This is a genomic window from Pseudomonas floridensis (assembly GCF_002087235.1).
GTDB classification, from domain to species: domain Bacteria; phylum Pseudomonadota; class Gammaproteobacteria; order Pseudomonadales; family Pseudomonadaceae; genus Aquipseudomonas; species Aquipseudomonas floridensis.
Genome location: NZ_MUIO01000049.1, coordinates 19,937 through 35,011 on the forward strand (window position 1 = coordinate 19,937; position 15,075 = coordinate 35,011).

A 15,075-nucleotide genomic window follows, 5' to 3' on the forward strand; every position below is an offset into this window, starting at 1 on the left:
CGGACCTTGGAAAGCGGCGCATTTTATATCACAAAAGGAAAGAGAACGGAACTCCAATCAAGTGCTTGTTTCGCCACGCCTTTACCATCCCGGTCATGTGCATATAAAGGAAGCGATGGTCACTCGCCCTGCGACGGTCTGGTAGAATCGTGCCTTTGCTTACCAGCCGCGTGCCCCGCACGCCGAAAGCCCCTTTCGAGAGCCCTTGTATGACTATTACCCTCAAAACCCCGGAAGACATCGAAAAGATGCGCATCGCCGGCCGTCTCGCCGCCGAAGTCCTGGAAATGATAGGCACCCACGTCAAGCCCGGTGTCACCACTGAAGAGCTCGACCGCATCTGCCACGATTACATCGTCAACGAGCAGAAAGCCATCCCTGCCCCACTGAATTACAAAGGCTTCCCCAAGTCGATCTGCACCTCGATCAATCAGGTGGTCTGCCACGGCATCCCGAGCGACAAGCAGCTCAAGAACGGCGACACGCTGAACATCGACGTCACCGTCATCAAAGATGGCTATCACGGCGACACCAGCAAGATGTTCCATGTGGGGACCGTACCGGTCTGGGCCGAGCGCCTGTCAAAGGTCACTCAGGAATGCCTTTACAAGGCCATCGAGATCGTCCGTCCCGGCACCCGGCTGGGCGATATCGGCTCGGTCATCCAGAGGCACGCCGAGAAAAACGGTTTCTCCGTGGTCCGCGAGTTCTGCGGTCACGGCATCGGCAAGGTGTTCCATGAAGAGCCGCAGGTCATGCACTTCGGCGAAGCCGGCTCAGGCATCGAGTTGCTTGAGGGCATGACCTTCACCATCGAGCCGATGATCAATCAGGGCAAGGCCGACACAAAAATTCTCGGCGATGGCTGGACGGCGATCACCAAGGACCGCAAGCTCTCGGCCCAATGGGAACACACGATCCTGGTCACCGCCGACGGGTATGAGATCTTCACCCTGCGCAGCGACGACACCATCGCGCACAAATCGCCCTGACCGCTGATTCAGCTGAATCGCTCGACAGAACATTCGCACAGTCCGACACGAGGAAAGCCGCTCCATGCCGCAGGTAGATCCTGATTTGTTCGACCGCGGCCAGTTCCAGGCCGAACTGGCACTCAAGGCCAGCCCGATCGCCGCGTTCAAAAAAGCCATCCGCAATGCGCGCGATGTGCTGGACGAGCGCTTTCGGTCAGGCCGCGACATTCGCCGACTAATCGAGGATCGCGCCTGGTTCGTCGACAACATCCTGTGCCAGGCCTGGGATCAGTTCGACTGGAGCGAAGACGCCGACATCGCCCTGCTGGCCGTCGGCGGTTATGGTCGTGGCGAATTGCACCCCTACTCCGACATTGACCTGCTGATTCTGCTGGACAGTGCCGATCATGAAATCTTTCGCGAGCCTATCGAGCGGTTTCTGACCCTATTGTGGGACATTGGCCTGGAAGTCGGACAAAGCGTGCGCTCTGTCGAGGAGTGCGCCCAGGAGGGACTGGCCGATCTGACCGTTATCACCAACCTGATGGAAAGCCGCACCATTGCCGGGCCCGAGCGACTGCGCCAGCGCATGCTGGAAGTCACCAGCCCGCGCCACATGTGGCCGAGCAAGGACTTCTTCCTGGCCAAGCGCGCCGAGCAGAAAAGCCGTCATCACAAGTACAACGACACCGAGTACAACCTGGAGCCTAACGTGAAAGGCTCGCCCGGCGGCCTGCGTGATATCCAGACCATTCTCTGGGTTGCCCGGCGTCAGTACGGCACCCTGAATCTGCACGCACTGGCAGGCGAAGGTTTTCTGCTGGAAAGCGAGAACAACCTGCTCGCCTCCTCTCAGGAGTTTCTCTGGAAGGTCCGTTACGCGCTGCACATGCTGGCCGGACGCTCCGAAGACCGCCTGCTGTTCGACTATCAAAGCAGTATCGCAGGCTTGCTGGGGTATCAGGACAGCGATGCCAAGCTGGCCATCGAACGCTTCATGCAGAAGTACTACCGCGTGGTCATGAGCATCGCCGAACTGAGCGACCTGATCATCCAGCACTTCGAAGAAGTCATTTTGTCGGACGATGACAGTGGCACGCCGCAGCCGATCAACTCCCGCTTCCAGCTACACGACGGCTATATAGAAGCGACCCATCCGAACGTGTTCAAACGGACGCCGTTCGCCATGATCGAGATTTTCGTGCTGATGGCGCAGCATCCGGAAATCAAAGGCGTTCGCGCCGACACCATCCGGCTGCTGCGCGAGCACCGGCACCTGATCAACGACGATTTCCGCAACGATATCCGCAACACCAGCCTGTTCATCGAGCTGTTCAAGTGCGAGATCGGCATTCACCGCAATCTGCGCCGCATGAACCGCTACGGCATTCTGGGCCTGTACCTGCCGGAGTTCGGTCATATCGTCGGGCAGATGCAACACGACCTGTTCCACATCTATACCGTCGATGCGCACACGCTGAACCTGATCAAGCACTTGCGCAAACTGCAGTACACCGAGGTGTCGGAAAAATTCCCGCTGGCCAGCAAGATCATGGGCCGCCTGCCGAAGCCGGAACTGATTTACCTGGCAGGGCTGTACCACGACATCGGCAAGGGCCGTGGTGGCGATCACTCCGAACTCGGCGCCGTGGACGCCGAAGCCTTTGGCACGCGTCACCATCTGCCCGCCTGGGATACACGCCTGATCGTCTGGCTGGTGAGCCATCACCTCGTGATGTCGACCACCGCGCAGCGCAAAGACCTCTCCGACCCGCAGGTCATCCACGATTTCGCTCAGTTCGTCGGCGATGAAGTGCACCTGGATTACCTGTACGTGCTGACCGTCGCCGATATCAATGCGACCAACCCCACGCTGTGGAATTCGTGGCGCGCCAGCCTGCTGCGCCAGCTGTACACCGAGACCAAGCGCGCCCTGCGGCGCGGCCTGGAGAACCCGGTCGATCGTGAAGAACAGATCCGCCGCACACAGATCGCGGCGCTGGACATCCTGGTGCGCAATGGCACCGATCCGGACGATGTCGAGCAGCTCTGGTCGGCACTGGGCGATGACTATTTCCTGCGCCACACCGCGGGCGACGTGGCCTGGCACAGCGACGCCATCCTGCAACAGCCAGCCGATGGCGGCCCACTGGTCCTGATCAAGGAAACCACTCAGCGCGAGTTCGAAGGCGGCACGCAGATCTTCATCTACGCGCCCGACCAGCATGACTTTTTTGCGGTGACGGTGGCGGCGATGGACCAGTTGAACCTGAACATTCATGACGCCCGCATCATTACGTCCAGCAGCCAGTTCACGCTCGACACCTACATCGTGCTGGACAACGAAGGCGGCTCGATTGGCGACAACCCGGTACGCGTGCAGGAAATCCGCGAGGGCCTGACCGAGGCGCTGCGCAACCCCGACGATTACCCGACCATCATCAAACGGCGCGTGCCACGGCAGCTCAAGCATTTTGCCTTTGCGCCGCAGGTCACGATTCACAATGACGCGCAGCGCCCGGTCACTGTGCTCGAACTGCTCGCGCCGGACCGGCCGGGATTGCTGGCACGTATCGGCAAGATTTTTCTGGAGTTCGACCTGTCGCTACAGAATGCCAAGATCGCGACGCTGGGGGAGCGAGTGGAGGACGTGTTCTTTATTACCGACGCCGACAACCATCCCTTGTCCGATCCGCAACTGTGCAGCCGATTGCAGGAGGCGATCATCAAGCAACTGAGTGTCAACTCGCAGCCCGGCGGCGATTTGCGCATCAGTATCTAACCCTCAACGAACCGACTCGACGCAGCCCATTGAGAGCCTTGACTCATGAATAACGCCATGCAACTGCTTCAGCCTTATCCGTTCGAGAAGCTGCGCGCCCTGTTGGGCGGCGTGACGCCCAATCCGGAAAAACGTCCGGTTGCACTGTCCATCGGCGAACCCAAGCACCGCTCACCGGACTTCGTCGCCAAAACGCTGGCCGACAACCTGGACCAGATGGCGGTCTATCCAACCACGCTGGGCATACCCGCTCTGCGCGAAGCCATTGCCGGCTGGTGCACCCGCAGGTTCGACCTTCCGCAAGGCTGGATGGACCCGGCGCGCAACGTTCTGCCGGTAAACGGCACTCGCGAGGCGCTGTTTGCCTTTACCCAGACGGTGGTCAACCGCAGCGATGACGGCCTGGTCATCAGCCCGAACCCGTTCTATCAGATCTACGAGGGCGCGGCCTTTCTCGCAGGCGCACAACCGCATTACCTGCCGTGCCTGAGCGAAAACGGCTTCAACCCGGACTTCGACGCCGTGACGCCGGACATCTGGAAGCGTTGCCAGATCCTGTTCCTGTGCTCGCCGGGCAACCCGACCGGCGCGCTTATCCCGGTCGACACCCTGAAAAAACTGATCGCGCTGGCGGACGAATATGATTTCGTGATCGCAGCCGACGAGTGCTACAGCGAGCTGTACTTCGACGAACAGACACCGCCGCCAGGCCTGCTCAGCGCCTGCGTCGAACTCGGTCGTCAGGACTTCAAGCGTTGCGTGGTGTTCCACAGCCTGTCCAAACGCTCCAATCTGCCGGGCTTGCGTTCGGGTTTCGTGGCGGGCGATGCGGATATTCTCAAGGCGTTTCTGCTGTATCGCACCTACCACGGCTGCGCCATGCCGGTACAAACGCAACTGGCCAGTATCGCGGCCTGGAACGACGAAGACCACGTACGCGCGAACCGCGACCTGTATCGCGAAAAGTTCGATGCCGTGCTGGACATCCTCGGCCCGGTACTGGATGTGCAGCGCCCGGACGGGGGCTTTTATCTGTGGCCGAATGTCGGCACCGATGACGCTGCGTTCTGCCGCGACCTGTTCGTCGATCAGCACGTCACCGTCGTGCCCGGTTCTTACCTGTCGCGCGAAGTCGATGGGGTGAATCCGGGCGCGGGCCGTGTGCGTTTGGCGCTGGTCGCACCGCTGGCCGAATGCATCGAAGCCGCTGAACGGATTCGTGACTTCGTCCGCAAGTAAGCAAAAACACTCCGCCGCACGCGAACTGCGGCGGAGTATTTAGTTACCACCTGCACCGCCTGCCTGCCGATTATCTTTGCGTCTCAATTGTTAAGCGCTCCTATGGGACGCACCTCAAGCAAAGGTTATCTGCATGTCTGAATCACCCAGCCCAACGCTACCCATGCTCTGTTCGATGCGAAACGCAGAGGACTATCAGGCGTCCTACGAGGCTGCCATTCGCGAAAACCCGGCCAACGCGTCGATCACGCCTACCTACGAATCGGAAACAGGCTACTCGTCCGATCCCAATGAGCGAGAACCGCGCATTCTGGTCGCATTCAACAAATACTGGGCACGCGGTCGAACCCTGAAGATTGCATTTCTGAAAAATCCGCCTGCCCCTCTGACACAGCCGATCATCGACGCCACCCGCAAATGGCTGCCGCATGTGAACCTGAAGTTCGAGTTCGTGACCAGTGGCCCCAGCGATATTCGTATCGGGCTGAACACGCATCTGAACTGGAGCGAACTGGGCACCGACGCCTTGCTGATCGCGCAGGACAAAGCCACTATGGAGTTCAATTTCGCGGAGATTTTCGAAAGCGATCTGCGTCCCAAGCCGGAACTGGAGCGTATTGTCCTGCATGAGTTCGGGCACGCACTCGGTGCGGTTCACGAGCATCAGCATCCGGACGCAAAAATTCCGTGGAACGAGCCGGTCCTACGTCAATTGCTGGCTCTGGCGGGCTACAGCGAAGAGCTGGTGGCGAGGAACTTTCTCGATCAGTATGAAGCCGCTGACTTTCACTACTCGGCTTATGACCGTGACTCGATCATGCACTTCGACATCCCCAATGGACTGACACTGGGTGATTTTGAAGTCATCAATACTGGAAAGACGTTGAGTGCCAAAGACATCGAGCTCATGCGGTCGATCTATCCCGATCGAAGCAACTCGAAGTTCGAACAACTGTAACGCATCAAGGACGCGCCACGCATGGCTGTCGTCATACGTGGCGCACCTTTACCTGTGCAGACTAATCCCGGACCCTCAAGGTCTCGGCAATCCACCCGACCGCCCAACTGACAGGATCCTGAGATCGCATGGGCAACAGCGGCTTTCCTTCCCTCGCTGCCATTCGCCCTTCTGTCTCCGCTGCACTGTGAATCCAGATGGTGTTCTGCTTAAAGCCTTCCGCGCGTTGACGTTCCCTGTAATAACGTTGTCGGATAAGCGCCGCTTCCCTCTTCTTTTCTTGTTCAGACATAACGCACCCGAGCTTACAAGTGGAACGCCATCATTGCCCGTCGCCGCCCGTCGCTCAAGAGTAAGGTGGGTGAAATGTTCTTCACCTATAGTGGTGGACGGATCCGCGCCAGACAGCCAAGGCACTGGAGGCGTTGACGTGGCATAATCACCGGCTAAATTTGGCGGGAGGCTATGGGGACTATCCAGCAATATCAATACCCCATCAAAAACAATGACTTACACTTTATTCGGCATCAAGGCCTGCGACACCATGAAAAAAGCCCGTACCTGGCTCGACGAAAATGCCGTCAGCTACGACTTTCATGATTACAAGACCCAAGGCATCGACCGCGACCACCTCACCCAATGGTGCAACGAGCACGGCTGGCAAGTGGTGCTGAATCGTGCCGGTACGACCTTTCGCAAGCTCGACGATGCGCAGAAGGCGGACATCGACCAGGCCAAGGCCATCGAACTGATGCTTGCGCAGCCATCCATGATCAAGCGCCCTGTGCTCGATCTCGGCAAAAAGACCCTGATTGGCTTCAAACCAGACCTGTATGCAGCGGCCGTTCAGTAAGCCGGGACGCTTCTGATGGCCCCTAGATAAGTTAAGAGGTATTCCATGTCCACTACCCTGTTCAGCCTGGCCTTCGGTGTCGGCACTCAAAACCGTGAAGGCGCATGGCTGGAAGTGTTTTACGCCCAGCCGGTGATCAACCCGTCGGCAGAATTGATCGCGGCCATCGCACCAGCACTGGGCTACACCGGTGGCAATCAGGCGATCACTTTCAATGTCGACCAGTCCTATAAACTGGCTGATGCAGTCAAATCGGTCGACGCCACGCAGGCAGCTCTGCTCAATCGTCTGGCCGAGAGCCACAAGCCGCTGGTTGCGACCCTGCTGGCTGAAGATGCGCCGCTGACTTCGACACCTGAGGCCTACCTCAAACTGCACCTGCTGTCCCATCGTCTGGTCAAGCCACACGACCTGAACCTGACCGGCATCTTCCCGTTGCTGCCAAACGTGGCCTGGACCAGCCAGGGCGCAGTGGACCTGAGCGAACTGGCCGAGCGTCAACTGGAAGCGCGCCTCAAGGGCGAGCTGCTGGAAGTGTTCTCGGTGGACAAGTTCCCGAAAATGACCGACTACGTCGTACCGAGCGGCGTGCGCATCGCAGACAGCGCCCGCGTGCGTCTGGGTGCCTACATCGGCGAAGGCACCACGGTGATGCACGAAGGCTTCGTCAACTTCAACGGCGGCACCGAAGGTCCGGGCATGATCGAAGGCCGTGTCTCCGCTGGCGTATTCGTCGGCAAGGGTTCAGACCTGGGCGGCGGCTGCTCGACCATGGGCACCCTGTCTGGCGGTGGCAATATTGTCATCAAGGTCGGGGAAGGTTGCCTGATCGGTGCCAATGCCGGTATCGGCATCCCCTTGGGTGATCGCAACACCGTCGAGTCAGGCCTGTACGTAACGGCCGGTACCAAGGTGGCCCTGCTCGACGAGAACAACGAGCTGGTCAAGATCGTCAAGGCGCGTGACCTGGCCGGTCAGAATGACCTGCTGTTCCGTCGCAACTCTCAGACCGGTGCCGTTGAGTGCAAAACGCACAAGTCGGCCGTCGAGCTGAACGAAGCACTGCACGCTCACAACTGATGCTGTGTGCGGGTTCGGGACATCGCGTCTCGAACCCGCTTCACCGAGCTGGACGAATCATGCCCCTTCCCTCTCCCTGGCGCGCTGACTTTCCTGCCATCGCCGCCCTGCAACGGCAAGGCCAGACCTATCTGGACAACGCCGCCACCACGCAAAAACCTCAGGCATTGATCGATGCCCTGACCCATTACTACACCAACGGTGCCGCCAACGTGCACCGTGCGCAGCATCTGCCCGGCGCACACGCCACTCAGGCGTTCGAAGACAGTCGCAGCAAGGCCGCCCAGTGGCTGAATGCCGGCGACTCGGGGCAAATCATTTTTACCCACGGCGCAACCTCGGCGCTCAATCTGCTGGCCTACGGCCTGGCGCACGAGTTCGCGGCCGGTGATGAAATCGTCATCAGCGCACTCGAGCACCACGCCAACCTGCTGCCCTGGCAACAACTGGCACAGCGTCTGGACCTGAAACTGGTGATCCTGCCCCTCGATACCAGCGGTGTGATCGACTGTGTAGCCGCGACTCAACTGATCGGACCTCGCACGCGTCTGCTGGCGATCAGTCAGTTCTCCAACGTGCTTGGCACCTGGCAGCCCCTGTCCCGCCTCATCGCACTGGCCAAGGCGCAGGGCGCACTGACAGTGGTGGACGGCGCACAAGGCGTGGTGCATGGTCGTCATGACGTTCAGGCCCTGGGCTGCGATTTCTACGTTTTTTCCAGCCACAAACTGTACGGGCCTGAAGGCCTCGGCGTGCTGTATGGCCGCAACGACGCATTGCCCAGCCTTACGCACTGGCAGTACGGCGGCGAGATGGTGCTGACCGCCGATTATCAGCATGCGAAGTTCCGTCCCGCCCCGCTGGGGTTCGAGGCCGGTACACCGCCTATCGCCAGCGTGATCGGCCTTGGCGCAACGCTGGATTATCTGGACAACCTCGACCATCAGGCGGTGGCCGAGCATGAACTCCAGCTGCACCGCCGCCTGCTGGAAGGTCTGCAACAGCGCGAAGGCATTCAGGTGCTGGGCGCCCCGGAGCTGGCGTTGGTCAGCTTTGTAGTGGACGGCGTGCACAATGCCGATCTTGCACACTTGCTGACTGAACAAGGCATTGCTGTGCGCGCAGGTCATCATTGCGCCATGCCGCTGCTCAAGACTCTGGGCCTGCCCGGAGCGATCCGCGCATCACTGGCGCTTTACAACGATTCGGACGACTTGCTGCAGTTCTTCAGCGCGCTGGATCAGGCACTGGAGCTGCTCAGATGAGTCTTGCGCCACTTGCCCGCACCGCTCTCGACACCTTCAGCCAGCCCCAGAGCTGGGAACAGCGTGCACGTCTGCTGATGCAGTGGGGTGACCGCTTGCCCGCCTTGAGCGATGACGAAAAGTCCGATGACCATCTGGTAAACGGCTGTGAAAGCAAAGTCTGGCTGATCGGTGAAGTCAGCGACGGGCGCTGGCAGTTTCGCGCCAGCAGTGATGCACGCCTGATTCGCGGACTGGTTGCCTTGTTGCTGGCCCGGGTGAACGGTCTGTCAGCCGATGAGCTGGACAGCGTTGACTTGCCCGACTGGTTCAATCAATTGGGCCTGAGTCGCCAACTGTCACCCTCTCGCAGCAACGGCCTGAACGCGGTGTTGCAGAAAATGCGCGAGCTGACTCAAGCCTGATCGGCATTTGCGCCAGCCTTGACGCGTTCCGAGGGACGGCGCGTTCCGGCGACCAGCTTGTCCACGGCGCGGGTCGCAGCAACCATGCCGAATGTTGCGGTGACCATCATTACCGCGCCAAACCCGCCTGCGCAGTCCAGCTTGACGCCTTCGCCAACGAACTTCTTTTCCAGACAAATGCTTCCATCCGGTTTGGGGTAACGCAGTTGCTCGGTCGAGAACACGCACGGAACACTGTAGTGACGGTTCGGTGTGCGGGAAAAGCCGTAGTCACGGCGCAGCGTCGACCGCACTTTGGAGGCCAGCGGATCGTTATAGGTGCGGTTCAGGTCGGCGATCTGGATCAGGGTCGGATCGATCTGCCCGCCTGCGCCGCCGGTGGTGACCATCTGGATCTTGCGCCGCTTGCACCAGGAAATCAGCGCCGCCTTGGCGTTGACGCTGTCGATGCAATCGATCACGAAGTCCAGGTCCGGCGTGATGCACTCGGCCATGGTGTCACGGGTGACGAAATCGGCCACCGCGTGCACTACGCAGTCCGGATTGATGGCCCGAATGCGCTCGGCCATCACCTCGACCTTCGGCCGCCCTACCGTGCTGTCCAGCGCGTGCAACTGGCGGTTGCTGTTGCTGACGCAGACGTCGTCCATGTCGAACAGCGAAATCTCGCCGACACCGCTACGCGCCATGGCTTCCGCCGCCCACGAGCCCACACCGCCAATACCGACGATCGCCACGTGGGCCGCACGCAAGCGTTCCAGCCCCTCGATGCCATACAAACGGGCGATGCCTGCGAACCGTGGATCTTCTGCGCTCATGATCAATACCTCAAAAACCGGCGCGCATTATAGAGCTTTGCATGCAGCGCGACACCCTTCACGCTTGACCCGCTCTGGCTCGGGGCATGCAGCGGCCAAAGGCATGAACCCATAGTGCGCGAAGCGCGGTGGCCTGCTGAAAACAAACTAAGCCGCGCAGACGTCACTACGAAATTTTCTAACCGGCCAGAACGGTGCCTTGGGCAAGCCGCTAAAGTTAATCGAGGGGAGCCACACCGTTACACCAACAAAGACCTGACTGCATGGATCGCACGGTACGAGTTGTCATAAAAGGATTGGCAGAACGCTTTTCCGCGAGAAGTTTGTGGGCAAGGCACCTACAGGAAGCGCCCGACTGGCCTGAGCATATCTCAGGCTTTTCATACGCCCCCTTTCGTCCCGGCCAGGATCCGCGCAAGGGTCTTTATCCATCACGCGCCCAGATCGAAGAGGATCTTGCACTTATAAGGCGCTACACACGACGCATAAGGATCTACTCGGCTCACGACGCTCTCGCCTGTATTCCTGACGTGGCGCGGTCAATGGACATGACCGTCACGCTTGGCGCATGGATAAGTCAGGACGAAAAGCGCAGCGACACGGAGCTGCGTGCAGCGATTGATCTGGCCAACGGTCACGACAATATCGATCACCTGCTGATTGGCAGCGAAGCACTCTTTCGTGGAGACACCACCCTCGCTCAACTGCTGGCCTATATGAAAATGGCCCGGCAGCAGGTCGATGTCCCGGTTGCCACGTCAGAAGTCTGGACGCAGTGGATCGAGACGCCGGAGCTGGCTCGTCACTCGGATGTCATCGCTGCGCACATCCTGCCATTCTGGGAAACCACGCCAGCATCAAGGGCCGCCCCCGAAGTCCTGACCCGAGCGGAACAACTGGGCCAGTTGTTTCCGGGCAAATCGATCCTGATCTCAGAGGTCGGCTGGCCCGGCAAAAGCAGTGCTGCAAGGCGGCTATTCACATCGCCAGCCGAACAGACCCTGTATCTGCGCAATCAGGTGCACCTGCTCGACCAGAAGGGTTACGCCTATTTTGTGGTAGAGGCCTTCGATCAGCACTGGAAGACCGACGAAGGTCCGCCGGGGCCTCACTGGGGCTTCTTCAACGCCAAACGCCAGCGCAAGATGCAGCTCACCGGGCCCGTGCAGGTCTCTGTCCACTGGCAGGCGCAGTATCGACACCTGATCACATACCTGCGACCTGAGTCCCGCCGCCACGCGATGGCTGTCGTAACGCTGATGTATTGCGCACTGGTCATCGCAGGTCTGGCTGGCAGTACATCCTTGTCGCTCTGGATGGCGTTGCCGATGAGTCTTGCCTGGGCCTCTTCGCTGCTGACCAATATATCCATAGAAACCCATGAGTTTCTGGAAGCGTGCTGGGGGCCGAAATACCCCAGATTCTTTCCTCCCAAACGTTTGGAAGAACACTATTTACCCAAGGTTTCGCTACTCGTTCCCTGCTACAACGAACCGCCGGAAATGGTGAAGCTGACGCTTGATGCCTTGCAGCAGCTCGATTATCCGAACTTCGAGGTGCTGGTCATCGACAACAACACCCGTGACCCTGACGTTTGGAAACCGGTGGAGAAACACTGCCGACAACTGGGTGACACGTTCAGGTTCTTCCACGTCGATCCGTTGTCCGGCTTCAAGGCCGGCGCCCTGAACTATCTGATCGACCGCACTGCAGAGGACGCGGAAATCGTCGCTGTGATAGACGCGGACTACTGCGTGAACCGTCTCTGGCTCAAACGCATGGTGCCGCACTTCATCAACCCCCGAATCGGGGTCATTCAATCCCCGCAGGATTATCGCGATGGCGACCAAAGCCTGTTCAAACACTGTTGCGAAGCGGAATATCGCGGCTTTTTCAATATCGGCATGGTGATTCGCAACGATCATGACGCGATCATCCAGCACGGCACCATGACCATGATCCGCCGCTCGGTCCTGCAGCGATTGCGCTGGGCGCAGTGGTCGATTTGCGAAGATGCGGAACTGGGTCTGCGGGTCATCGAACATGACTTTTGCACCGGCTACAGCCCGATCAGCTATGGCCGGGGACTGACGCCCGACACGTTTACCCATTTCAAGAAGCAGCGCTATCGATGGGCCTACGGTGCCGTCCAGATCGTCAAGCGTCATGTCGCCAGCCTGATCTCGGGCCAAGGCAGTTCACTGACTGCCATGCAACGTTATCACTACCTGGCGGGCTGGGTGCCTTGGGCTGCCGAAGGCGTCAACTATCTCATGACCCTCATCGTGCTGCTGTGGACTGCGGCCATGATACTTGCGCCACACAGCTTCGGACCTGTGCCGTGGGTTTTCTCCACCTCGCTGCTGCTGATGTTCACGCTGCGAACCTTGAAGATTCTCTCCCTCTACCGCCAGGTCATCGGCCGGGATGTCCGCGATGCACTCGCAGCGATTCTGGCAGGCATGGCGTTATACCCAACGATCGGCAAAGCGGTGATTTCAGGCATCTTCACCTCACGCCTGCCTTTCTTTCGAACTCCCAAGCAGACCGCTGGCAGCCACTACGGTCAGTTGCTTTACGAGGCCGGTGATGAGTTGTGGACCGTGTTGTTTTACGGATCCGCAGTTGTCGGGCTGTGCTTCAGCGAGGTAACCGCCGATATCGACCTGTGGTTCTGGATTGCAATGCTGCTGGTGAAATCACTGCCCTATCTGGCTGCGGTCGTGATGGCAGCGTTGTCTGCCCATGCCGGGCGCACGACACGCACTTCGACATGACATATCCGACAGGCATGATAAACGACGGCCTCGGGCCGTTGTTTTGCTATAAGATAACGGCCTTTTCGCGCCCCCAGTCTTGCTACCGGAGTTCTGTACATGACGGCCCCATCCGACCTTTCGCCTACCCTGCAGCTTGCCTGCGACCTGATCCGTCGACCTTCGGTCACGCCGGTCGATGCCGATTGCCAGACCGTGATGATGCAACGCCTGGGCGATGCCGGTTTCAAGCTGGAGCCGATGCGTATCGAAGACGTGGACAACTTCTGGGCGACCCATGGCACCCAAGAAGGTCCGGTACTGTGCTTCGCCGGTCACACCGATGTGGTCCCGACCGGCCCTGTGACCGCGTGGCACAACGACCCGTTCGATGCATTGATCGACGAGCACGGCATGCTCTGTGGACGTGGCGCGGCCGACATGAAGGGCAGCCTGGCGGCGATGCTGGTGGCGGCCGAGCGTTTCGTGGCCGACCACCCCGACCATAAGGGCTCGGTTGCGTTTCTGATCACCAGCGACGAAGAAGGCCCGGCGCATCATGGCACCAAGGCGGTGGTCGAGCGTCTGGCGGCGCGCAAGGAACGTCTGGACTGGTGCATCGTCGGCGAGCCGTCGAGCACCACGCTGGTAGGCGATGTGGTCAAGAATGGTCGTCGCGGCTCACTGGGTGCCAAACTCACCGTGCGCGGCAAACAGGGCCACGTCGCTTATCCGCATCTGGCAAAAAATCCGATTCACCTGGCTGCCGGCGCGCTGGCCGAACTGGCGGCAGAGCACTGGGATAACGGCAACGACTTCTTCCCGCCGACCAGTTTCCAGATTTCCAACCTCAATTCCGGCACGGGCGCGACCAACGTGATTCCGGGCGATCTGGTAGCGGTGTTCAACTTCCGTTTTTCGACCGAATCGACCGTCGAAGGCCTGCAACACCGGGTCGCCACGATTCTCGATAAACACGGGCTGGACTGGCACATCGACTGGGCGTTATCCGGTCTGCCGTTTCTGACCGAGCCGGGCGCCTTGCTCGACGCCGTGTCCAGCAGCATCAAAAGCGTGACCGGTCGTGATACCAAGGCCTCGACCAGTGGCGGAACGTCCGACGGTCGCTTCATTGCAACGCTGGGCACTCAGGTGGTTGAACTGGGCCCGGTCAACGCGACGATCCATCAGGTCAATGAGCGCATTCTGGCCAGCGATCTCGATGTACTGACCGAGATCTACTACCGGACACTGGTCAAGTTGCTCGCCTGATGCTGACTTGCCCAATCTGCTCAGGGCCGCTCAGCGCAGCGGACAACGGCGTGGTCTGCCCCGCCAATCACCGTTTCGACCGTGCTCGCCAGGGTTACCTGAACCTGTTGCCGGTCCAGCACAAGAACAGCCGCGACCCGGGTGACAACCAGGCGATGGTCGAGGCGCGGCGTGATTTTCTCAACGCCGGCCATTACGCGCCGGTCGCCCGGCGGCTGGCCGAACTGGCGGCGGAACGTGCACCGGCCCACTGGCTGGACATTGGCTGTGGCGAGGGCTATTACACCGCGCAGATCGCCGAGGCCTTGCCCAGGTCCGACGGCTACGCGCTGGATATCTCTCGCGAAGCGGTCAAGCGCGCCTGCCGTCGTAACCCGAAGCTGACCTGGATGGTCGCCAGCATGGCCCGAGTGCCCTTACCGGACGCCAGTTGCCAGTTTCTGGCCAGCGTCTTCAGCCCGCTGGACTGGACCGAAGCCAGCCGCCTGCTGACGCCGGGCGGCGGACTGATGCGGGTCGGCCCGACCAACGACCATCTGATGGAACTGCGCCAACGGCTCTACGACGAAGTGCGCGACTATGCCGATGACAAGCATCTGGCACTGGTTCCGCCAGGCATGCAGTTGCAGCACAGCGAAACCCTGCGCTACACGCTGAAGCTGATCGACGGCCAG

General features: G+C 59.9%; 13 protein-coding genes. 11 read left to right on the forward strand and 2 right to left on the reverse strand.

Translation table 11 applies throughout. The features are described from left to right. Positions 1 to 209 precede the first annotated feature (209 nt). The 4 genes from map to BZK31_RS13615 all read left to right on the forward strand — a co-directional run bounded on the left by map (position 210) and on the right by BZK31_RS13615 (position 5,953). Entirely contained in the window at positions 210 to 992 is a 783-nt protein-coding gene (gene map, locus BZK31_RS13600) for a type I methionyl aminopeptidase (protein WP_083183499.1), read from the forward strand. Positions 993 to 1,056: 64 nt separating this feature from the next. Then, complete coding sequence (locus BZK31_RS13605) at positions 1,057 to 3,756, forward strand: [protein-PII] uridylyltransferase (RefSeq protein WP_083183500.1); 2,700 nt, start codon at positions 1,057 to 1,059, stop codon at positions 3,754 to 3,756. A 45-nt stretch (positions 3,757 to 3,801) separates the two neighbouring features. Further along, complete coding sequence (gene dapC / locus BZK31_RS13610; RefSeq protein ID WP_083183501.1) at positions 3,802 to 4,995, forward strand: succinyldiaminopimelate transaminase; 1,194 nt, start codon at positions 3,802 to 3,804, stop codon at positions 4,993 to 4,995. A gap of 133 nt (positions 4,996 to 5,128) precedes the next feature. After that, positions 5,129 to 5,953: a matrixin family metalloprotease gene (locus BZK31_RS13615; RefSeq protein ID WP_083183502.1), complete on the forward strand. Its 825-nt coding sequence runs from the start codon at positions 5,129 to 5,131 to the stop codon at positions 5,951 to 5,953. A gap of 61 nt (positions 5,954 to 6,014) precedes the next feature. On the opposite strand, the gene BZK31_RS13620 is transcribed toward BZK31_RS13615, so the two are convergent. Further along, positions 6,015 to 6,245, reverse strand: coding sequence for a hypothetical protein (locus BZK31_RS13620; protein ID WP_083183503.1), 231 nt, complete (start codon positions 6,243 to 6,245; stop codon positions 6,015 to 6,017). A gap of 213 nt (positions 6,246 to 6,458) precedes the next feature. Here BZK31_RS13620 and BZK31_RS13625 point away from each other — a divergent pair, with 213 nt between their 5' ends. From BZK31_RS13625 to BZK31_RS13640, 4 genes are read left to right on the forward strand one after another with little or no spacing between them, the layout of a single operon-like run. Further along, positions 6,459 to 6,806, forward strand: a complete 348-nt coding sequence (locus tag BZK31_RS13625; RefSeq protein ID WP_083183504.1) for an ArsC family reductase — start codon at positions 6,459 to 6,461, stop codon at positions 6,804 to 6,806. Positions 6,807 to 6,851: 45 nt separating this feature from the next. Continuing rightward, positions 6,852 to 7,886 carry a 2,3,4,5-tetrahydropyridine-2,6-dicarboxylate N-succinyltransferase gene (dapD, locus tag BZK31_RS13630; RefSeq protein ID WP_083183505.1) on the forward strand — a complete coding sequence of 345 codons (1,035 nt, stop codon included), beginning with the start codon at positions 6,852 to 6,854 and terminating at the stop codon, positions 7,884 to 7,886. Between the two features lie 59 nt (positions 7,887 to 7,945). After that, on the forward strand, positions 7,946 to 9,151 hold the full coding sequence (locus BZK31_RS13635; RefSeq protein ID WP_083183506.1) for an aminotransferase class V-fold PLP-dependent enzyme: 1,206 nt from the start codon (positions 7,946 to 7,948) through the stop codon (positions 9,149 to 9,151). Then, a complete protein-coding gene (locus BZK31_RS13640; RefSeq protein WP_083183507.1) occupies positions 9,148 to 9,555 on the forward strand; it encodes a SufE family protein in 408 nt (135 codons plus the stop codon). The genes BZK31_RS13635 and BZK31_RS13640 overlap by 4 nt, the downstream gene beginning before the upstream one ends. Here the strand turns inward: BZK31_RS13640 and tcdA are convergent. Next, positions 9,546 to 10,373 carry a tRNA cyclic N6-threonylcarbamoyladenosine(37) synthase TcdA gene (gene tcdA / locus BZK31_RS13645; RefSeq protein WP_083183508.1) on the reverse strand — a complete coding sequence of 276 codons (828 nt, stop codon included), beginning with the start codon at positions 10,371 to 10,373 and terminating at the stop codon, positions 9,546 to 9,548. The genes BZK31_RS13640 and tcdA overlap by 10 nt on opposite strands. A 263-nt stretch (positions 10,374 to 10,636) precedes the next feature. Here tcdA and BZK31_RS13650 point away from each other — a divergent pair, with 263 nt between their 5' ends. The 3 genes from BZK31_RS13650 to BZK31_RS13660 all read left to right on the forward strand — a co-directional run. Then, on the forward strand, positions 10,637 to 13,150 hold the full coding sequence (locus BZK31_RS13650) for a glycosyltransferase (RefSeq protein WP_083183509.1): 2,514 nt from the start codon (positions 10,637 to 10,639) through the stop codon (positions 13,148 to 13,150). A 99-nt stretch (positions 13,151 to 13,249) separates the two neighbouring features. Next, positions 13,250 to 14,401 carry a succinyl-diaminopimelate desuccinylase gene (gene dapE / locus BZK31_RS13655; RefSeq protein ID WP_083183510.1) on the forward strand — a complete coding sequence of 384 codons (1,152 nt, stop codon included), beginning with the start codon at positions 13,250 to 13,252 and terminating at the stop codon, positions 14,399 to 14,401. Next, positions 14,401 to 15,075: putative RNA methyltransferase (locus BZK31_RS13660; protein ID WP_083183511.1), on the forward strand; the 675-nt coding region annotated here is incomplete at its 3' end. The genes dapE and BZK31_RS13660, both read left to right, overlap by 1 nt.